Source organism: Bacillus sp. FSL R5-0443 (assembly GCF_038608285.1).
Taxonomy (GTDB): Bacteria; Bacillota; Bacilli; order Bacillales; family Bacillaceae; genus Bacillus; species Bacillus velezensis.
Genome location: NZ_CP152013.1, coordinates 3,292,171 through 3,313,604 on the forward strand (window position 1 = coordinate 3,292,171; position 21,434 = coordinate 3,313,604).

Annotated in this window: 11 protein-coding genes; 3 read left to right on the forward strand and 8 right to left on the reverse strand. The window is 49.3% G+C overall.

All coding sequences use genetic code 11. From position 1 onward, the window contains the following. Positions 1-5 precede the first annotated feature (5 nt). The 5 genes from esaA to NYE28_RS16630 all read right to left on the reverse strand — a co-directional run bounded on the left by esaA (position 6) and on the right by NYE28_RS16630 (position 9,501). A complete protein-coding gene (gene esaA / locus NYE28_RS16610; protein ID WP_342490173.1) occupies positions 6-3,065 on the reverse strand; it encodes a type VII secretion protein EsaA in 3,060 nt (1,019 codons plus the stop codon). Then, a complete protein-coding gene (essC, locus tag NYE28_RS16615) occupies positions 3,062-7,537 on the reverse strand; it encodes a type VII secretion protein EssC (RefSeq protein WP_337681194.1) in 4,476 nt (1,491 codons plus the stop codon). Before essC ends, esaA begins: the two co-directional genes overlap by 4 nt. A 54-nt stretch (positions 7,538-7,591) precedes the next feature. Beyond that, positions 7,592-8,878, reverse strand: a complete 1,287-nt coding sequence (gene essB / locus NYE28_RS16620; RefSeq protein WP_015240490.1) for a type VII secretion protein EssB — start codon at positions 8,876-8,878, stop codon at positions 7,592-7,594. 14 nt (positions 8,879-8,892) lie between these two features. Beyond that, positions 8,893-9,132 (reverse strand): EsaB/YukD family protein, encoded by a 240-nt coding sequence (locus NYE28_RS16625; protein WP_007408690.1) that lies wholly within the window; start codon positions 9,130-9,132, stop codon positions 8,893-8,895. 75 nt (positions 9,133-9,207) lie between these two features. Continuing rightward, complete coding sequence (locus NYE28_RS16630) at positions 9,208-9,501, reverse strand: WXG100 family type VII secretion target (RefSeq protein WP_003152013.1); 294 nt, start codon at positions 9,499-9,501, stop codon at positions 9,208-9,210. A 315-nt stretch (positions 9,502-9,816) separates the two neighbouring features. Here NYE28_RS16630 and NYE28_RS16635 point away from each other — a divergent pair, with 315 nt between their 5' ends. The 3 genes from NYE28_RS16635 to NYE28_RS16645 all read left to right on the forward strand — a co-directional run bounded on the left by NYE28_RS16635 (position 9,817) and on the right by NYE28_RS16645 (position 13,076). Beyond that, complete coding sequence (locus tag NYE28_RS16635; RefSeq protein WP_007408691.1) at positions 9,817-11,046, forward strand: PucR family transcriptional regulator; 1,230 nt, start codon at positions 9,817-9,819, stop codon at positions 11,044-11,046. A 103-nt stretch (positions 11,047-11,149) separates the two neighbouring features. Beyond that, positions 11,150-12,280 carry an alanine dehydrogenase gene (gene ald / locus NYE28_RS16640; RefSeq protein WP_052827792.1) on the forward strand — a complete coding sequence of 377 codons (1,131 nt, stop codon included), beginning with the start codon at positions 11,150-11,152 and terminating at the stop codon, positions 12,278-12,280. Positions 12,281-12,398: 118 nt separating this feature from the next. Continuing rightward, the gene (locus NYE28_RS16645) at positions 12,399-13,076 is read left to right on the forward strand and encodes a YukJ family protein (protein WP_007613467.1); all 678 of its coding nucleotides are present in this window, start codon (positions 12,399-12,401) and stop codon (positions 13,074-13,076) included. A 44-nt stretch (positions 13,077-13,120) separates the two neighbouring features. Here NYE28_RS16645 and NYE28_RS16650 read toward each other — a convergent pair whose 3' ends face one another. Genes NYE28_RS16650 through NYE28_RS16660 form a run of 3 tightly spaced genes read right to left on the reverse strand, consistent with a single transcriptional unit; the run spans position 13,121 to position 21,423 of the window. Then, the gene (locus tag NYE28_RS16650) at positions 13,121-13,336 is read right to left on the reverse strand and encodes an MbtH family protein (RefSeq protein WP_007408694.1); all 216 of its coding nucleotides are present in this window, start codon (positions 13,334-13,336) and stop codon (positions 13,121-13,123) included. Positions 13,337-13,354: 18 nt separating this feature from the next. Continuing rightward, the gene (locus NYE28_RS16655; RefSeq protein ID WP_100001594.1) at positions 13,355-20,482 is read right to left on the reverse strand and encodes a non-ribosomal peptide synthetase; all 7,128 of its coding nucleotides are present in this window, start codon (positions 20,480-20,482) and stop codon (positions 13,355-13,357) included. A gap of 14 nt (positions 20,483-20,496) precedes the next feature. Continuing rightward, a complete protein-coding gene (locus NYE28_RS16660) occupies positions 20,497-21,423 on the reverse strand; it encodes an isochorismatase (RefSeq protein ID WP_025285198.1) in 927 nt (308 codons plus the stop codon). Between the last annotated feature and the right edge of the window lie 11 nt (positions 21,424-21,434).

The window sequence follows — 21,434 nt, forward strand, 5'->3', positions numbered from 1 at the left end:
ACGTGTTACGCCTCATAAGACTGATCACTTTCCTCCGTTTTTTCCGCAAACAGCCGAATGACGAGCGGAAGCGCCGCCGCAATCAGCGTAATGATCGCAAGAACCGTTACCCCCATCGCAAACAGATGGCCCGTTCCGTATTGAATATCGATATAGACTTTCGAAACCGGACTGTCAAAGGTGAAGTTCGGCATAATCAGGTCGATCAAAGGCGCCACATAAAAGAGAATGAGCGCTGATGATGCGATCCATCCGGTAATCGAGCCGAAGACAAAGGCTGCCCGGATAAAAGCTGAACTCGCCGCAAGCAAGAGAATCGTAAAGACTGACCATTTAATCGTCTGATCGTCCGGAAGCGAGTAGATATTCAGACCGAACAGACTGATCATCAATCCGACCATAATGTTTAAAATCCCAAAGAGCGCGCCTTTGACAAGAAGCGGCGCCTGCTGATAATACGAGCTGAAATAGCCGATCAGAAGACTGCTGATCAGGACGATCACCAAAATGACGACCGGCGGAACATTCTGAACCCGGTCTTCCGGCACCTCTCCGCTGATTTTAAGCGGGTTGGCGAGATAATCGTAAACGTAGCCGTTTTCCTGTCCGTCAACGAGCGCGTTCCCTAAAATGCCGTACACGTCATTTCTGATCAATTTCGTGGAATCGACGTTTTTGCCCCAGTTGCTGTTCAGGGTGTCCGCTTTATGCTGGACGTCATTTACGCTTTGCTGCATATTGTTGGTATAGCTGATGATGCCGGACTGGCGTTCTGACAGATGGCCCATCGTGTCAGACATTTGCAGGACTTCGCGGCCGACGGTATCCTGAGCGCCGAGCGCCATCGTTCCGGTTAATCCGTCTCCGCTGAACGCGGCCGCTTCCTGCACGGCGCCTTCAGCCAGCTGATCGGATGCTTTCGCCGCGCTGTCTGAAATGCTGGCGAGCTCATCGAGCACTCCGGCTTGTTCATCTCTGATATACGAGCTGTAGTTATCCGAGAATTCGGTCATGCCTTTAATGAAATTGCTGATGTCTTCATCTGTCTGCATTTTGTTGTTTTTTAGATTTTCCCAGCTTGCCGTTTCCACCGGTTTGATGGCGAGAACGGTTTGGACTTCGCCTTGCTTGCCGGTAATTGCTTTACTTTTAGCTTCACTATCAACCGTACCAAATAGAGTAGAATCATATGCAGATAAATATCTGTAATAATTCAGTAAATCATTGATATTCAATGTATTGATGTCTTTCACAAATTGCAATTGGTCTTTATTTTCCAACCTTATAATGGCTTCCTTTATGCCATCAAAATCCTCTTTCCTTTTTGCCTTTAGCGTCTTTAAATCTTTATTAAGATCTTTTACTTGATTAATCAGTTCCTCAATTTGACTATTGAGTTTATCTATCTGTATTTGAATTTCTTTAAGCTTGTTTTCCAACTTTTCGTTATGCGTATTTTCTTTTTCTCTCAGTTCCTCTTCAATTTGTTGAATACGTTGTGAGACCTGAATAAGCTGCTCTTTAGCTCTTTTAATATCTGAATCCTCTGCAGGCTGTTCATTATTTTTGTCTTCAGTTTCACTCTCATTAGACGGTTTGGCCAACTCAATTGATTGAGAAGATACAGTTTTTTCAGCATCCGAGCTATCTATATGCTCCTTTTCAGTATCTTCGGGATGCTCCTGAGTTTGATCATCTGACTGACCATCTCCATTTTGTCCGTCACCATCAGTTTGATTTCCAGAGTTTGTTTCTTCCTCTTCATCTTCTTTAGGAGTATCCGGATCGGCCTCTTCTTTAAGGGTATCCGAAATGTTTTTAACTTGCGCCGCAATTTCTTTTAACTCATCACGCTGGTCTTGTAATTCTAATTTAAGATTATCTTTATCTTCTTGATCCTGATCTTTATTATTATCTTGATCTTTATTATTATCCTCAGGACTTTCCGTCTCAGGCCTTTCTGCAACAGTTAATTTTTCACGAGCCGGTATTAATTCCATAAGAAGGCTGTTTAATTTATTTAGTTTAGCCTCGTTTTGGTAGTCATTAATTAAGTTGCTTTGTATAAGACCCATCCCGCGTTCCTGATCAGGAACCTGCGCTTCTCTCACCTGTTGGGCGGCAAAAAGAGCCGATCCCGTCTGGTCAAGCTGTGTCTGCGCCCGGTTTATGCCTGAAGACAGCCCGCTCATCATCGTGCTGAACTGGTTGGCGGCCTGCTGTGCTTTAATGGCATTCAGCCCGGTTGTGATTTGCTTTTGATTTTGTTCCTGCGCGGCCATCAGCAGTTTTTTCTGATTTTCTTGATATTGTTTATAGCGCTCGACCGTATCGGCAAAGTCTTTGAGCGTGGTTTTGGCTTCATCTGCCGAGGTCAATTTTTCTTTTGCCGCGCCCTGCGCTTCATTCATTGATTTTTTCAGTTCGTCAATCAGGTCTTTTTGCCGCTTTATTTCACCTGCCAAGTCATTGGAGCTCGGCTTGTAAAAGTTGTACATGACGTTTTGAAACTCTGATTCTTTATTGACGATCTTGTCAAAATCGCCTCGGACATTGTTCACTTTTTGTGAGACGAAATTCCAATATAATGCCGACATTTTTTTATTCATTGATTTTTGGGCGTCTTCTAGCTCACGCTGCACCTTTTCTTTGTTGACGGCGTTCAGGTTGCTTTGAATATTGAATGTCAGCGTGGCTTTTTGCGGACGCTCCTTGTCATAGCTTAAGATGTCTTTTGAAAAATCGGATGGAATGTAAACGACGGCGTCATACTTCTTAGCCGCCAGACCGTTTTCAGCCGCGCTCCTGTTGACAACCGTCCATGAATAATCCGGACGGCCGCCGAGAGCGGCCACTACTTCTTTGCCGAAATGGACGGATTCCTCTTCCTCATTTTCATCTGTTTGTAAGCCCATGTCTTCATTCACGACTGCGATTTGGCGGGTGGCGTTAATTTTTTGTTTTCCCGGGTCATCGCCGATAAACCGGAAAAACAGCACCGGCAGCAGCAGAATGATGACGACCGCGGCTATTAATTTGATCAGGCTTTTTCGTTGTTCAGTCATCTGACGGCCTCCCTTTCCGCTGAACATAAAGGTATTTGGATTTTTTGCTCCTTCCCGTTTTCAACCAAATAGCCGAAGCCCGGCTGAATGTCCGGTTCCTGCCTTTGGTAAGGCAGCGGAATGACATTTTGTTCGGATTTTTTCACAAGCAGCATCGCGTGGCGGATCTGTTTCATTTCCGTCGTTAAGGAATCATAGCCTTTTGAGAATTCGCTGTGATTGCCCGCCGGGATAAAACTGAAGCCCACATGCGCGTAAGATTTCATAAACATCGCCAGTTTGTCCTGAATGGCGGTGTCGATCGTCTGCTGGAATCTTGTAATGCCGTCGGCCATTAACACGACCGGAGAGAAACTGAGTTTGTGCACATCGCCATTTTTGACGGCCTGCGCATACTGAGCTTCGCGCTCCGTGAAAATAGCTTCTGCCGTTTCGATCCACTGCCGGACGTCTTCTTTTGTGTCCAGATAGCTGACCTTTGTTTCCTGCGCATACTGCGACAGTCCGCGGTCAATCGAGTCAAACAGCCCGACCCGTTCCGTACCTTCACGCAGCAGGTGATTCAGCATCATTTTCAGGATGTTTGTTTTTCCACGCTGTGTCTGGCCTAAGATAAGGCAATGCTTATTTTTGCCCAGATCAAAGTACACAGGGCTGACCTTTTCCTCATGAAGCCCGACAGGAATGCGGAACGGTTCTTGATCCGGGCCGAGACGGAGTGAAAATTCGCCGGCCGTCAGCCTATCCGGAAGCATCGGAATCGGGTCTGGGCCGGCTGTTCCGGCGTGGCGCTCAGCTAATGCTTTGACATCCGCTTTCAGCGCCTGGAACATCTCGAGGTCATTTTCCGCTTCAGCCGGAAGAAACATTTGCGCGAAATACAGTTCTTCTTTTTGGATCATCACGCGGCCCGGGATCGGTTCGAGACTGAACGGCGGACGCCCGTAAATGGAGTATCCTTCTGACTGATCCATTAAATAATGGACGACTTTCGTTTTTATGTTGTTTAACAGCGACTGGCGGACGGCGTTTACCCTCGTTGCGGTCAGCAGGAAGTAAATGCCTAAGCTTTGCCCGTCGCGTGAAATCTGGATAAATTCCGTTTCTAATTCATGCATTTCATCTTTTACGATGTCGAAATTGTCAATTGTGATAAATATAAACGGCAGCTCTTCTTCACTGAGCGAATTGTACATTTTGATATGGCTGACTTCTTTTTCTCTGAACAGCCGTTTCCGCCGCTCGATTTCTTCCTTGATGCGGATCATGAATTTTTCGATCTTTCTCATTTGATCCATTAAGAAATAGTCTGCGGTGTGCGGAAGCTTTGCCAATGGCAGAAGCGTGCCGTTTCCGAAATCAAAGATGTACATATGAAGCTCTTCCGGCGTGTATCCTTCCGCGAAGTTCATCAGGAAGGTGATGGCAGCCACTGACTTGCCGTAGCCGGATGAGCCGAAAATGCCAATGTTGCCGTCATCCATCATCGTATAAGCGAGAGGCGCCTGTCTTTGCTGATCAGGCTCATCAACGCAGGCGATGAAGAAGCGGTCTTTTTCCTGCGCAGGGTAAAGCGTGCGCGGGATACGTTCGGCAAGCGGCGGAAGCCACGGGCTCGGCAGCTTTTCAATGCCCATTTCATTTTGAATCCGCTCGATTTCTTCGACTACGGCTTCTATTTCTGCCGGGGCATCTTTTTTCGCCGCATCATCCGCATCCACCTCAGACAGCGGAATTAAGCCTGTGTCGGTAACGATGGCAATGTCATCCTCGGTGCCGTATACATCTTCCATATAAGGGGCGCCGCTCCAGGCAGACTGGAACTGCTCATACACTTCGTTATTTCCGACTTGCAAGTAGCCGCGTCCGGTGACCGTAATATTCGCCGCATCACTGTTTTTCAGGATTTCTTTACTGTCACTTGCATCCTGCACTTTCAGCGCGACCTTAAAGCGTGAGTTGCTCCATATTTGGTCGTCAATGATGCCGCCCGGCTTTTGCGTGGCGAGAATTAAATGCACGCCAAGGCTCCGTCCGATGCGGGCCGCGCTGACAAGCTCCCTGATAAAGTCAGGCTCTTCGCTTTTCAGCTCGGCGAATTCATCTGAAATCAAAAACAGGTGCGGCATCGGAATCTCCGTTTCTCCCTGTTTATACAGCTTTGTATAGTCATTGATGTGATTGACGCGATATTGATCAAACAGACGCTGCCGTTTTTTCAGCTCGCTCTTAATGGATGCAAGCGCCCTGATACTGAAGTTTCTGCTTCCTTCAATATTCGTGATGGTTCCGAGAAGGTGCGGCATCTTGCGGAACGGCTGGGCCATTCCTCCGCCCTTATAGTCAATCAGCAAAAACGCCGCTTCATGCGGGTGGAAATGAACGGCCAATGACAGGATGTACGTTTGCAGAAATTCACTTTTCCCGGAGCCGGTCGTTCCCGCCAGCAATCCGTGCGGCCCGTGCGCTTTTTCATGCAGGTTTAAATAGACGATGTCGTCTTTTCCTTTATAGCCTATCGGAACAGCCAGCGATTTTGCAGACTCACTTGTCTCCCACTTCTGTCTGATGCCGATTTCTTTTACTTCCTTCGCATGAAACAGCTCCAGAAATGAGACCGTTTCAGGAATGGAATTCGTCATCCCGACCTGATGGTGCAATGTCCGAAGCGTCCGGGAAAACCGCTCGTTGTTTGTCCGTTCATGCCTGTCCAGCTTAAACGGGATCTGCACCGCTTTTTTCTGCTGAATGAGAATGTCTCCCTCATCTTCATTAATGTAGCGGACGAGGGTGTGAATGTTTTCCGCCAGGCTTTCCTTCGTTTCCGCGGCGATGATTGCCGAGATGCCGAGATGCTCATGCCGGCCTTCGATGTATTCTAAAATGACGTGCTCTGCGATCAGCTGCTGATTTGTGATGACAAAGACAAAATGCGGCTGGAAGATCTTTTTTTCTTTATCTTCTTCCAAATCCCGCTCACGCAGCAGCTCGTAAATGGACGATAACAATTGATCGCGGGTCTGTTCATTGTAAATAAATCCTTTCGCATACATATGAGGCAGCTGAAATTGCGGCAGCCACTTCATCCATTCCCATTCCTTATATTCGTCCTCATGAAAGATAAAGACAAATCGCAGGTCATGGTAGCTGTTGAAGAACGCGAGCTGGCCGATCAGCTGATGAATTTCATTTTTGACGATCTGAGGTTTCCCGACAAGCCCCATCGGCCCTTCTTGTAAATCAACGGTCACGGGCGCATGGCGGATATCTTTATACACACGCTGCATGTGCTGCGACTGCTCCATCAAGTCATCCACATCACGGTTCGCAAGGTCTCCGCCGCTCATTGAAATCTCGTAGCTTGCCGGGACCGTGCCCGTTCCGAGCCGAAGCATCAGAAAATCCCTGCTTTCCAGCGATTTCTCCCAAATGCGGCCGCTGATTTCAGAAGTTAAATATTTCATTTTTTCAAACGGGGGAAAATGATGCGTCAGCACTTGCAGCTGTTTTTCCGACAGCATCTGAAGCTCTTTCCGCTTGCTTTCTAAATACTGCTTGTACACACGCTCCCGTTTTTCCTCCCGTTTTTTCCGCTGGTTTTTTTCACGGAAATACTGCACGGTGGAGGTAATGAGAGTCATCATAAACATCGCCAAAGAGACAAGGATGAATATGCCCCTCGGCTGTATAATGGCGACAACCCCCATTACAATCAGCATGACCAAAGGAGGCAGAATGACGAGCCACAGCCCCCGGTTATTCTGTTCGCTTTCCTGCGAGGGAAAGCTGAATGAAACGCGGTCTTCGGGAAGATCGTAGACCATGCGCGGCGTTCTTCGATATTGCGGGTATTTCTTTTTCGTTTCGGTGCTTGGTTTTACCGTTTTGGTTAAACCGGTTTGAAGCTTTTCGTGATGAACGACTTCTAAAAGGTCGTCCTCCGTCAGCCTCATACGCAGAAAATTCCACAGCAGCTCATCTCCCGTGCGGAGCCTTTCGGGAGCTTCTGCAAGTATTCCGTTCACATAAACGTCTTGGCCATCAGGGACGACAGACCAGCATCCTCCCGACTTTCGCAGATAAAAAGCCCCTGTTTGAGCGGAGGACGGCTCTTTGTATATATCCGCTTCCTCTGTTTCTGATGAGAAAACGATCTCATCCTTCCCGCCGATAAAATAAACGGAGGATTCTTCTTTGTCAGGGGTGAGCAGAAGCCGCATCGTCTCTTCTTTGATCCGGCAGGGCATTTCATTTCCTATTGTCAATTCGCCGGCATAGTTATTTCCCAGGAAAACTTCATAACGATCTGTTTCTTTTCGATAAAGGGTTGCGGCGTTTTGCCGTAACGGAAGTGTGCCGACCGTGATTGTATCTTTCATATCCGGACCGATCGTAATCGGCTGAGACGGTGGGAGTTCAGACAGCTGAATCTTTTGTACGTGCTCTCGGTAAAAGACCCATAACAGACTCATATGGCGAACCTCCTGACAGCCTGATCGTTACCTGCGGCCATTTGATGTGTGCTGTTATTTTTTTTCATCTTTTTTCTCATCTTTCTTGTCGTTCTCTTTGTTATCTTTTGCTTTGTCTTGTTTGCTTTCATCCTGTCCGGCGGAAGCTTCGGCGGTGTCACCGTTTTCCTCCGCTTCTTTATGCTGCTCCTCCGCCTCTTTTTTTGCCTTCGCAAGCTCGCTTTCCACGGCGTCCAGTTCTTTCTGCTTTTCGTCGTCTTTCATACTGTCATCCGCTAATAATTGCTGTTTATATTTTGTAAGTCCGAGCCAGATGTACGGGTTGTACTCAAGATTGCGGCCGATTTTGATGGCTTCTTCATTCTCCCCTCTGCCGATATCAATCCAATAAAGAAAATGCTTCGGGTCTGATTGCAGCGTGACCAGATTCCCGATGTTTTTCCGCTGTTCTTCTCTCAGATTTTCAACTGCCACATAAGAGGAAGCAAGCTCATACTGCACAGATTCCGGGAGGCTTTCCGCATCGTATTTGGCGAGTGTGTCAATGACTTTGCTGTACTGCTGATTTAAAAAATAGCGGTTGCTTTCTGTAATTGCCTCTTGCTTCGGCTGGGCGAAAAACAGAACGTATAAGGAGTAAAGAAGTGTCGGCACAAGGAGGACGGCAAGCGCCAGACCGGCGTATCTTTGGATTTTCCATTTCTTTTTCGGCAGTTTTATGTATGTCTTGTCCCTTTCTTCGAGGGAATCAATTGCGGTTTGAATGGTTTCTTCCAGTTCTTCAATCGTCTCCGCCTCTAGCACGCTTTTCACCTCAGAAGAGAAGTGAAGCGTCTCCTTGTACTTCAAATATTCATCGAAGGTGTACGCCCCGTCAGCTGCAAGCGCCGCACAGGCTTTGAGCTCTTTTAACACCCTTTCTCTATCTTCCTCATAAGGCGGAAGGCTCTCCTTTACGCCGTAATGAAGAAAGTAAGGCGTCAGCGCTTTATCAAACACGATATTTTCAGGGGCGGCAATCAGATTGAGACGTTTCAGCTTATGCTGTTTCACGGCTTGGACGAGACGGTAGGCAAATTGCCACCTGCTTTTTTTATCTTTTCCTTTTATATAGCGGAAAGCCTGATAAGAAGAAGGAGGTTTGATTGTGATGGTTACTTCGTCTTCTGAAACTGAAACCTCTTTTTGAAAAAAAGGATCAGCATCTTTAATCACGTTTGCTTCCAGCCCGTCAAGAAGCTTGATTTTTTCCCGCTGGAAGGTGAACGTGAAGCCTGATTCGGTTTCTTCCCGGACGGCGTCTAATTCTGTTTCTAAATAAGATCTGTTATGACCTGTCATTCCACCATGTCCTTTCATAAAATTTCAAGGCGGTCTCCGTTCGTAATGCCGCAGTCAGATAGCTTTTGTTCTCCGGAAAAAACCGCTTCTTTATTGACCACTCTGATCCAATAGCCTTCACGCGGCGGAACGGATACATGCTGAGCCTGCCGGGCAATATCAATGACTTTTTTCACAGAATGGTAATCTGACAATCTGAGATCGAAGACGCTGCCGTTATAATGTGTTAAATCTATTGTAATATCGATATACATATTCATATCACCCTTACATAGAAAGAGCGCCGTCTTCTTGATTGAATCAGGCGCTCCGTTTCTTCATTCATCTTATTATCCGCGAATTTGGTTAGCGATATCTTGGTCAGTAGACTCAAGCGTATTTGCCGTTTGATCGAGCTGATGATTCACATCTTGAAGCAATTCAGACATTTTAATAAATGAAGGTTTCAGCTGCTCATATTGATCTGCAAATGCTTCACTTGAAGCACCTTCCCACATGCCTTTCAAATCAGAAATCATGCGGTTCAGGCGGTCAACCTGATTCATGACTTCCTGACTTTCAACGCCATATTGCTTAGCCATCGCTCTTAGCTCTTCGGGTGTGACACGAATTAATCCAGACATATTCCTTATACCCTCCTGTGTCATCAGCCTAAATATGGGCTAATTCACTTATTTTTTGAACGTCATTATTATAAAAACAACCATTCGGCACAGTCAAACAAATCTGTTTTAATTTTACAAAATGAGTCTTATGATATATTGGATTTTTCGTCACATTTACACATTTTGTAAATTCAGTAGTATGATTTTCTTATTATTTTCGTTTTCATCGAATGATCTTATTGTCCTAGTCCATTTCCCTGCAAAGATGCCTTTCAGTCTGAAAAGCAAGATGGTAAGATCAAGATATGAAGCTATGAAAAAGTAGGGATACAGATGACCAATCCAAAGGATCCATTTAAGTACAGTTTCGACAGGCTTGAAGATGTTGCCGACCATATCAGTGAAGTTCTTCAATGCCCCATTACAATAGAAGACGTTAATCATAAACTGCTTGCATACAGCACGCACAGCGATTGTACAGATCCGGCCCGGACGTCGACGATTATCGGGCGGAGGGTGCCGGAAAAAGTCATCAACAAACTCTGGAAAGACGGAACCATTCCGGCCCTTTTAAAAACGGACCAGCCGATCAAAGTGAAAGAAATTGACGAGGTGGGCCTGAGCAACCGCGTGGCGATTTCCATCTGGAAAAACAGTCAGGTTCTCGGATTTATTTGGGCGCTTGAGATCAAAAAAAAGCTCAATGACGAAGATCTGAAGACACTTCAGCTGGCAGCCAAAGCGGTGCGGAACAAGCTTTTGCACCTGCAGATCCGCAAAACGAAAATCGAAGAGCGGGGCCAGGAGTTTTTTTGGAAAATGCTGACCGGCCATATTTATCAGGAAGCCGAAATGGCCGAAGGGTTTCATAAGCTCGGGATGGCGCTGCCGTCCGTGTTCAGCGTCATGATCATCCGTTTACATGATGAGCTGACTGAAAAGACGGAACAGCAGCTGCAATATTTGCAGGAAACGACACAGCAGATTCATGTCATGCTGGCGACTGTTGATTCAAATGAATTAATCTTATTAGCCGCGCCGAAAACCGATCAGCCTTTTAAAGATGTAAAGCACTTCGCCCTTCATATTCAAAAACAGCTGAAGGAACGATATAAAATTGAGGATGCGTCGATTGCGGTCGGCGGTATTTACGAATCGATTTCTTATGTTTACCGCTCCTATCAGGAAGCGCTTTCCGTATTAAAAGCGAAAGAGCGGTTTGTGAGAGAAACCAAACACCTTTTCAGCTTTTCGGAACTCGGCATTTATCAGTACCTGGATGTGTTGGATGAAAAACGCAAGCACAGCGGCTATATGAACTATTCCCTGTCAAAGCTTGAGCAGTATGACAGGGAGCACCAAGCCGATATGGTAAAAACGCTCGAACATTTTATTGATGCCGACAGCAACGTCAACACCGCCGCTAAAGCGCTTAACATCCATGTCAATACATTGAATTACAGGCTGAAAAGAATCAGCCAGATCGCAGAAATCGACTTAAAAAATGTGAATGAAAAGTTTACGATTTACCTTGATATCAAACTTCGCAGCATGGGTTCGTGAAATTTCACAAATCCGTGTTTTTTTATTTTCTGTTTCAAACAAAGAATTTTCGCAAAAATCGCGCTACACTTGAAGCATCACACAAACATTGGGGGAAACAGACATGATTATCGGGATTCCAAAGGAAATCAAAAACAATGAAAATCGAGTGGCATTAACACCTGGAGGCGTTTCACAGCTTATCGGAAACGGCCATCGGGTTCTTGTGGAATCCGGAGCGGGACTCGGAAGCGGCTTTACAAATGAAGATTATGTATCAGCAGGGGCGGAAATTCTGGAGGACAGAAAGCAAGTATGGGATGCGGAAATGGTCATGAAGGTAAAAGAACCGCTGGCTGAAGAGTATGCGTATTTCCGTCAAGGTCTGGTCTTATTCACTTACCTTCATTTAGCTGCAGAGCCGGAATTAGCTAAAGCGCTTACAGAAAAAGGCGTGACAGCTATTGCGTACGAAACGGTAACGGACGGACGTTCCCTTCCGCTGCTTACGCCGATGTCCGAAGTGGCCGGCAGAATGGCCGCGCAAATCGGAGCTCAGTTTCTTGAAAAACCAAAGGGCGGAAAAGGAATTTTATTAGCCGGCGTACCGGGTGTATCCCGCGGAAAAGTCACGATCATCGGAGGGGGCGGCGTCGGAACAAATGCCGCGAAAATGGCTGTCGGACTCGGTGCCGATGTGACAATGATCGATTTGAACGCAGACCGCCTGCGTGAGCTTGATGATATTTTCGGGCATCAGATTAAAACCTTGATGTCAAACCCTGTAAATATTGCAGATTCCGTCGCGGAAGCGGATCTTCTGATCTGCGCCGTGCTCATCCCGGGAGCCAAAGCGCCGACTCTCGTTACGGAAGAAATGGTTAAACAAATGAAACCGGGTTCCGTCATTGTTGATGTTGCCATCGATCAGGGCGGCATTGTGGAAACCGTTGATCATATTACAACCCACGATAATCCGACTTACGAAAAACACGGCGTCGTTCACTACGCTGTCGCCAATATGCCGGGCGCCGTACCGCGTACGTCTACGCTCGCATTAACGAATGTAACCGTTCCTTACGCGCTTCAAATCGCCAATAAAGGCGCGGCACAAGCCATTGCAGACAGCCCTGCGCTTAAAGCGGGCTTAAATACGGCTAACGGACATGTCACGTATGAAGCGGTAGCCAAAGACTTAGGCTATGACTACGTGCCTGCTGAAAAAGCAATGCAAGGTTCGGCTGCAAAAGCTTAATAGATATGAAGAGGACAGTCTGATCAGCGGGCTGTCCTTTTTTTCTTTCTCATCAAAGGAAAAACGGCCCCCTGTCTCGAATATCAATTCATATCCCGGAAGAAAAAGGAGGATTCATATGGCTGTTCAGCACTATGGTGTATTAAAAGGCACTGTGTCAGATATGAAAAGGGAAACAGATGATGATTCTCCGCATTTTCAAGTCGAGGTGCTAGGCGAGCCTGATACGCGCTATCGCTGTGCGATCAATGTCATGTCAAGTTCAAAAGAATCAGAGGTTCTGTATGCGGCACGCGATCATTTTGACGCAAGCGCGATCACCCTGCTGCCCAACATTCCGTATGGATACACCCCAATTGATGAAACCAGCCGTGAGCTGGCGCTGGATTATGTCCGCGGCGGATTGTTTGATCCCCGGAACATGGTGCCCCTCCCGCATGAAGTCACCGGTCCGGATAATGACTTAAATGACTTTATTGAGACGTACATGCAAAAAGCGAAATCAGAAAAAGCCACCGTCTATATTTACGGCTCTAAATTCGGGCCGGAGCCGGGCGCTGATAAGATTTTCGGGTTCAAGCCGACAAACGGCATGCATAATATTCATATGAATCAGGGAAACCCAATTGATACACGCTGGAAGAAGGATAACGGAACGTGGCACGACGGCGGTATTTTAATCCAGTTTGCAGACCAGTGGGCCGCGGTCTTTTTGGCTTTTCTGTCTCAGTCATGGTGCACGAATGAAGAAGGCCACCCTTATACATTTTGTGATCATACACAGCTTAACGGCTGATGTCCGCATAAAAAGCCTGCCGAAATAACGGCAGGCTTTTCTTATTACATTTTAGCGGCTTCGGCCTGTTTCAAGCTTTCCGGCCTCATATCACGCCAGTTTGTTTCAATATATTCGAGACAAACGGGGCGGGTTTCATTCGTGAGGCGGGTTTCCCAGCCGTCCGGCACATCCAGATAGGCCGGCCACAGTGAGTACTGGCCTTCAGCATTGACGAGCACATGGTATGAGCCGTCTTCCCGTTCAAATGGATTTGTCATATCATCTCTTTCCTTTCTTTACCGGACTGTACGCCGTCCGTTTAATTTCTCTGCCAGAAGCGCGCCGATGTCGGCAAGCGGGCCCGGCTGGCACATATCTTTATGGCGGCAGTCTAAGTCATACCGCTCGATTTTCCCCGTAATATACGGTTTCCAAGTATCCGGCTCAATCGGGTCAAACCACTCCGGAATAATCGTGGATCTGAAGAACAGCACATCTCCGTGGAACGGCTTCGGCTTGTATGTTCCTAACAGCCCGACAGAATTAATGTACGTGTCTTTCAGATTCATCATCACTGATTCGTCCAGGCTGGCTAATGCGCTTCCCTCACGGCGGAGAATGGTCAGCGCGGTGTCAAAATCAAGCGGCTGATCCCCGAGGCTGTCCGGGTCGTACCCTCCCAGAGCGAGCAGCGCGATGACGGCTTCCTCGTCATCAGGCGCATTTTTTATCGGCAGAAAATGATTCGGATACGCGTCAAGCATCACCAAAAGCGAAACCTCTTCACCCCGGCTCTGTAATTGTGTCGCCATGGCCTGAATGACATTCCCTCCGAGAGACCAGCCGAGCAGACGGTACGGCCCTTTCGGCTGCACGGTGCGGATTTTTTCAATATAATCCGCCGCCATGTCATCTAGGCTTTGCGGAAGCGGTTCTTTTTTTCCGATGCCTCTCGCCTGTAAGCCGTATATCGGATAATCAGCCTCTAAAGAAGACATCAGCCCGGCATAACACCAGCTGAGACCGCCGGCCGGATGGACACAGAACAACGGTGTTTCTTTTCCTGCCGTTCTGAGCGGAAGAAGAACATCAAGCGCGCTTGCGCCCGTTCCTGACTCAAGTCTTTCAGCAAGGCTTGCCACCGTAGGAGCTTCAAATAATGTTCCGATACTCAGCTCGGCTCCCATCGCTTCCCGAATACGGCTCATTAAATGAACCGCAAGCAAAGAATGGCCGCCTAAATCAAAGAATCTGTCATCAATACCGACACGCGGCAGATGAAGCACCTCTGCGAACAGCTCACACAGCATTTCTTCCTGCGGCGTTCTCGGTCCCCGGCCGGTGACCTCCGTTTGGAAGTCAGGCGCAGGGAGCGCTTTTCGGTCAAGCTTTCCATTCGGTGTCAGCGGCAGTTCATTCATTTGGACAAAAGCTGACGGAATCATGTAATCCGGCAGGCTTTCTTCGGCAAACCGACGCATGTCCCCCGTGTCCAAGGTGCTGCCGGCAGATCGGACAAGGTAGGCGGCCAGCCGTTTATCTCCCGGCCGGTCTTCACGGACGACTACGGCGGCATCCTCAACATCCGGATGTTTGACGAGAACCGCTTCGATTTCTCCCAATTCAATCCGGAAGCCGCGGATTTTAATCTGGTGGTCCGCCCTGCCCATATAATCAAGAGAACCGTCCGTCCGCAGACGGGCTAAATCCCCCGTCCGGTACATCCTCGTTCCCGGCGGGCCGTACGGATCAGCCACAAAGCGTTCGGCGGTCAGGCTTTGCCGCCCTAAGTAGCCGCGTGCCACGCCTCCTCCGGCCACATACATTTCGCCCGTGATGCCCGGGGGCACAGGCTCCAGCCGGTCATCAAGCACATATACGTTCAGATCAGGAATGCCGCAGCCGATGAGGCTGTTTGCTCTCAGCTCGGCAATGTTTTTGTCTAATTCAAGGTAACTGACGTGCACCGTCGTTTCCGTAATGCCGTACATATTCACGAGCACCGGCTGATTGTCTGCGTGGCGGCTGTACCAATCCTCAAGCCGGCTCAGCTCAAGCGCCTCGCCGCCGAAGATGATATATCTGAGTGCGAGCTGACGCCCCAGCTCTTTGTGTTCTTTTTCCGCATGCATCAGCTGGTAAAACGCTGACGGCGTTTGGTTAAGCACGGTCACCCGCTCTTTCACGAGGAGATGTAAAAACGCTTCCGGCGATCTGCTGATGTCATGCGGCACGACGACGAGACGTCCGCCGTGAAGCAGCGGCCCCCACATTTCCCAGACAGAGAAATCGAAAGCGTAGGAGTGAAACATCGTCCATACATCATCAGAATGAAAGTGATACCAATGCCGCGTCGACTCAAACAGCCTGATAACATTGCTGTGCGGAATGATGACACCTTTCGGCACACCTGTTGATCCCGACGTGTAAATGACGTAGGCCGGGTGAAGCGGTGACAGCGGCCGAATCCGGTCAGCGTCCGCAGGGTTCTTGACGGCATATCGCTCAAGTGTTTCTTTATTCTGCGGGTCATCCAAGATGAAGGCCGGCATGCCGCTTTCGATAGAGAGCTTACTTGCGCCTTCACGGTTGGTGAGCATAAATACAGGCTTGGCATCATGTAACATAAAAGCAATGCGGTCCGCGGGATAATCAGGATCAAGCGGCAGATACGCTGCCCCCGTCTTCAGGACGGCTAACAGCCCGACAATCATATCTAAAGAACGCGGCAGCGCCAGTGCGACAAACTGCTCCGGGCCGACGCCGCGGGCAATCATCATGTGCGCGAGCTGATTGGCTCTTTCATTCAGCTCTTTATAAGTGAGTCCGCTCTCTTCAAAAACTGCCGCCGTTTCAACCGATTTTGCGGCGGCCTGTATTTCAAACAGTTCAGGCAGTGTCTGCCGAGGCTGAATATGCTGTTTTGCCCGTTTAACCGGCAAAAGCTTCCGGCGCTCTTCATCAGAAAGAATGGTTAAGCTTCCGATCGGTTTTTCCGGATGTGAGGCGGCATCTTCGAGCAGAAGAAGCAGGCGTCCGGCAAGTGCTTCAGCCGTTTCTTTTCTAAATAAGTCCGTACTGAACTCCAGCAGGCCTTCAATACCGGCAGGCGTGCCGTCGTCATGGCGCTGTTCAGCCAATTCCAGCGTCAAATCAAATTTGGACGATCCGACACTGCTGATTTGCAGGCTTGTTTCCATCTCAGGAAGACTGAGTACAGGGTCAGGCGTATTTTGGAATGCGAGCATCACTTGGAACAGCGGATGTCTTGACCGGGAACGAACCGGATTCAATTCTTCCACGAGACGTTCAAACGGCACGTCCTGATGTTCATATGCTGCGAGATTCATTTCCCTGACCCTTTCAAGAAGCTCACAAAAGCTCGGATCGCCAGAGGTATCGGTTCTCAGTACGAGTGTATTAATGAACATACCCACAAGGTCTCCTAATGCGTCATCACTGCGGCCGGCTATCGGGCTGCCGATCGGAATATCGGTCCCTGCACCGAGCCGGGTCAGTAACGCGGAAAGCCCTGATTGAAGCACCATAAACAGGCTTACGCGCTGATTTCTGGCAAGTGAGAGAAGACGGGCATGAAGCTCTTGGCCGATGTTGACCGGAATGACGCCGCCCCTGTAGCTTGATTCAGCGGGACGCGGAAAATCAGACGGCAGCTCCAGCTGATCCGGTACATTTTCAAGCGTTTTCTTCCAGAAATCCAGCTGGCGCGCAATTAAGCTCTCAGAATCAGACGCGCTGCCTAAAAGCTGCTGCTGCCAAAGCGCATAATCCGCATATTGAACCGCCAGCGGCGCCCATTCTGCTTTTTCACCTGTTTGCCGGGCGATATAGGCTATGGATAAGTCACGCATGAGCGGATTCAAGGACCAGCCGTCACCTGCGATGTGATGCAGGAGAACCATCAGCGTATACTCGCCGTCACCATGATCAAACAGCTCGGCCCGGACGGCCGGCTCTTTAGCGAGATCAAACCGATATCGTGCCGCAGCGGCAAGCATGTCTTGGAGCTCGTTTTTGTCTGCACGTGTCACTGTAAACACAGGGCGGGCTCCTTCAGCAGATAAAATGAGCTGATGAGATGATCCCTTATTTTCCGGAAAAACGGTGCGCAGGCTTTCATGACGGCTGACAACATCGTAAAAGGCGTGTTTCAGCGCTGATTGGTCAAGCTTGCCTGACATGCGGACAATCACCGGAATGTTGTAAGTCGGGCTTGGCCCTTCAAGACAGTAGAGAAACCATAGACGCAGCTGCGCAAATGACAGCGGGATGTGCTCCGGCCGGTCAAACGGCTTGAGCTTAGGCCGCGCACTCTTTGCGGTGTCAAGCTGTGCGGCGAGCCCGGCAACGGTCGGCGTATCAAACAGACGGCCGATGCCAAGCTCTGCGCCCATCGTCTCCCGGACCCGGCTCATCAAGCGTCCGGCTAAGAGCGAATGTCCGCCCAATTCAAAGAACCCGTCATCAATTCCGACCCGCGCGAGACCGAGAACCTCGGCAAACAGATCGCATAATATTTCTTCCTGCGGCGTCCGCGGCCCTCTGTCAGACAGGACAGCGGAAAAATCAGGTGCAGGCAGAGCGCTGCGATCGAGCTTCTTATTCGGTGTCAGCGGCAATTCTTCCAGCTGTACAAACGCGCCCGGCACCATATAATCCGGCAGGCTTTCGCCCATATATTCACGAAGTCTGCCGATATCAAGGGGCTGATCCGCGACAGCGTAAGCCGCCAGCCGCTTATCTCCGGGCTGGTCTTCACGGACAATGACGGCGGCCTGCGAAATACCCGGATATTTCGACAGCACTGACTCAATTTCTCCTAATTCTATCCGGAACCCGCGGATTTTAATTTGGTGATCGGCTCTGCTGATATAATCAAGCGAGCCGTCCTCACGCCAGCGCACGAGATCTCCCGTCCGGTACATCCTCGCGCCCGCGGGCCCGTACGGATCGGCAATGAATCTTTCCGCTGTTAAATCAGGACGGTTATAATAACCTCTGGCAAGCCCCTCGCCCGCTATATAAAGCTCGCCCGCGATTCCCGGCGGGACGGGCTGCAATGCGGCGTCCAGCACATATACCCGCGTGTTCCAAATCGGCTTTCCGATCGGAGGCGCCCCTGTATGGCCTTTTGCAAGCGGCTGTGCGGCCGACCAGATTGTTGTTTCAGTCGGCCCATACAGATTCGTCACCGTACAGCCTGATTCAAGCAAAGCATGCATAAGCGCGTTCGGAAGCGCCTCACCTCCGACAAGCACCTGCAGCGCCCGGAGAGAATCCGGTTCATTGGTGACTAATGAATGCCACAATGTCGGCGTTGCCTGCATGATTGAAATACCGTATGAGTGAATCATGTGCGCAAGCGCCCGCGGTTCCTGAATCGTCTCTTTACGTGCGATGACGCACCCCGCCCCGCTGATGAGCGGAAGGAAGAGCTCAAGTCCGGAAATATCAAACGCCGCAGTCGTAACGGCAAGCAGGCGGTCTTGTTCGCCGAGCGGGAACATTTCCCGCATGGATAAGAGGAAATTGCTTACGCTTTTTAATGTGACGACTACGCCTTTCGGTTTGCCCGTTGAGCCCGATGTATAAATGATATAAGCGGGGTGCAAAGGCGAACATTCCGCCTGAGCGGGACAGTCAGCATTTTGAGCGGCAACGGTTTTTACCGTATCCGGGTCATCGAGAATGATCCTTTTTGCATCACTGTCTTCCGGCATGCGGCCGGATAATTCCATCGTTGTAATCAGGCATGCAGGCTGTGCATCTTTGAGCATGTATGTGATCCGCTCAGAAGGAAAATCAGGATCAAGCGGCAGGTATGCGGCTCCCGTTTTCAAAACGGCCAGCATGCTCACGGCCAACTCCTGTGACCGCGGAAGCAGCAAAGCGGCAAATTGTTCCGGTCCGAGCCCCTTTTCCTTTAGCATGCCGGCAAGCTGGTTCGCGCGCTTGTTCAATTCGGCATAGCTGAGCTCTTCGTTTTCGGTGATGATTGCCGGCCGGTCCGGTGTTTTTACGGCCTGTTCGTAAAACAGCTCCGGCAGACTTTTCTGCTTCTCGGCCTTGCGCGTGTCATTCCAGCTTTCCAGTACGCGGCGACGTTCACTTTCAAGCAGAAGGTTGAGTGTGCCGATTTTTTGTGTCTGGTCTTTCACAGCGGATTCCAACAGAAGCAGGAATCGTTTTTGATGGTTTTCAATATCTTCGGCGCTGTACACTTCCGGATTCGCATCAAAGTCCACACGCATTCCGCTTCCGTCCGCTCTGTCGTAAACGTTAATTGACAAATCATCAACGGGCCCTGCTGATAAATTATGAACAGTCCCCCGCGCTCCGGCGAAATCAAGCGCGTAGTCAAACGGCATCACATTGACTTGCGGGCCGAACAGCCTGCGATTTTCTCCGAGCAATTTAAGGTCGCGGCGCATGTCTTCATGGCGGTATTTCTGATGGCGCCGGATGTTTCGGATTTCTTTTGCCACTTGGCTGACGGCCTCATGAAAATTCATATCCGGGCGGAGAGAAAGCCGCAAAGGCAGCAGATTCATGACCATACTCGGAATATTCAGTGAAATTGAGCCGATCCGCCCCATCATCGGTAAACCGAGCACGATATCCCCTGCGTTTGTCATCCGATGGACATATACCGCCGCTGCGGCCGTGACGGCTTCATGCCAGTTCGGAATCGCTTTTACATGCTGTAAAGCCGTTTCAGAAAGATAAGCCGTGCTTCTCCGAAAACGTGTTGACGTTCGCGGCGCTCTTTCTGCCAAACTGACGACATCAGGTTCATCCGCAAATTTCTCCATCCAAAATTCCCGATCTTTCAGGAATTGATCAGACGCGCGGTACTCTTGATCTTCTTTTACCAGATCCTCCAAAGAACCGAAGGAGCGCCCGTTATCCGGACGTCCTTCCCGTATTGCGGTGTACATTTGCGCCGTACGCCGTGCCAGCAGTGAAAAACCGTAGCCGTCTATCGCTATGTGGTGAATGCGCTGATACCAGAAAAAGCGTTCCGGTCCCGCCTGAAATAAAATGTCGCGGAACAAAGGCCCGGCCGCCATATCAACGGGCTCAGCCAAATCTGTCTGCATGAGTCTGAGTGCGGCCTGCTTCGGATCAGCTTCTGAACTCACATCTATGACATCGATCGCAGCCTCAAATGGAGGATTGATGATCTGCTTCGGCCCGTCTGCTCCCTCCTCGAAGCGGGCGTGTAATGACGCGGCTTCCGTCAGCACGCGTTCGAGAGCGGTTTTAAATATGTTCACATCGATCGCGCCGTTTATCTCAACGTACTCGCCTGTATTGTAAATCGGATTATCAGGATCAAGCTGCTGCGCAAACCAGATACCGGCCTGTGCGCCTGTCAGAGGCAGCTGTTGTGTATCATGCATTCTATTCTCTCCCTTTATAAATAATCTGCGTTCGGCAAGACTTTTTGAGATCGGGAAGAAAGAAGTCTCCACCACTCTTCCAGCGTCGGGTTCTCCGCCAGTTCCACAAACGTCACTTCAGCTCCGTCACGGCGCCATTGTTCGACAAGGCTCATGATTCTGACGGAGTCAAGACCTCTGTCCAGCAGGTCTTCATGATCCGGAATATCAGACGGTGATTCTTGAAGAATCGCCGCAATTTGTTCCCGCACCCGGTCTTTTGTCAATACGGCGGAAACCTTCTCTTCTCCTCCAGAAACCGGCGCGCCGCCCAGCAGCTCCAGCACTTCGTTTGTCAAAGCTGTGTAAGCGCAGCGCTGAGACGCATATTCGATGGCCATCTTATGTTTTTCTGAAGAAAAATCAGCAACGGCGTCTCCGATAAAGAAGCTTTGGATATCATCCATAAATGCTTCACAGGCTGTGATGAGACAGCCTATGTGTGCATAAATTCCCGTAATCATGAGCTGGTCTCTGCCGCTTTCACGCATGATCTCAAGGAGATTCGTCCGTTTAAACGCGCTGTATCTCCACTTTGTGAGGACAATGTCCTGATCATCCGGGGCAAGCTCCGGAATGACCTTTTCTTCATAAGGCCCGCTTTTTAGCCCCGGCCCCCAAAAATCTGTCAGCAGCGCACGGTCCGCCGGGTCTTGGCTGCCCGGCTGCGCGGTATACACCACCGGAATGCCAAGTGCTTTGCATTGCTCTTTTATTTTTTTGATATTCTGAGACGCCTCTGTGATCGGAGCTTCACCTTTCGCAAAAGCATCGACGAAATAATTCTGCATGTCATGGATCAGAAGCACCGCGCGTTTCGGATTCAGCGTCCACGATACTTTATTTTCAGGCATATCTGATGCTGTCGGCAGCGCATATGCGGAAATAGACGGTATAGCCAATGTAAACACTT

Coding starts and splice junctions, on each gene's coding strand:
- esaA (WP_342490173.1), bottom strand. CDS start 3,065: ATGACTGAACAACGAAAAAGCCTGATCAAATTAATAGCCGCGGTCGTC.
- essC (WP_337681194.1), bottom strand. CDS start 7,537: ATGAGTCTGTTATGGGTCTTTTACCGAGAGCACGTACAAAAGATTCAG.
- essB (WP_015240490.1), bottom strand. CDS start 8,878: ATGACAGGTCATAACAGATCTTATTTAGAAACAGAATTAGACGCCGTC.
- NYE28_RS16625 (WP_007408690.1), bottom strand. CDS start 9,132: ATGTATATCGATATTACAATAGATTTAACACATTATAACGGCAGCGTC.
- NYE28_RS16630 (WP_003152013.1), bottom strand. CDS start 9,501: ATGTCTGGATTAATTCGTGTCACACCCGAAGAGCTAAGAGCGATGGCT.
- NYE28_RS16635 (WP_007408691.1), top strand. CDS start 9,817: ATGACCAATCCAAAGGATCCATTTAAGTACAGTTTCGACAGGCTTGAA.
- ald (WP_052827792.1), top strand. CDS start 11,150: ATGATTATCGGGATTCCAAAGGAAATCAAAAACAATGAAAATCGAGTG.
- NYE28_RS16645 (WP_007613467.1), top strand. CDS start 12,399: ATGGCTGTTCAGCACTATGGTGTATTAAAAGGCACTGTGTCAGATATG.
- NYE28_RS16650 (WP_007408694.1), bottom strand. CDS start 13,336: ATGACAAATCCATTTGAACGGGAAGACGGCTCATACCATGTGCTCGTC.
- NYE28_RS16655 (WP_100001594.1), bottom strand. CDS start 20,482: ATGCATGATACACAACAGCTGCCTCTGACAGGCGCACAGGCCGGTATC.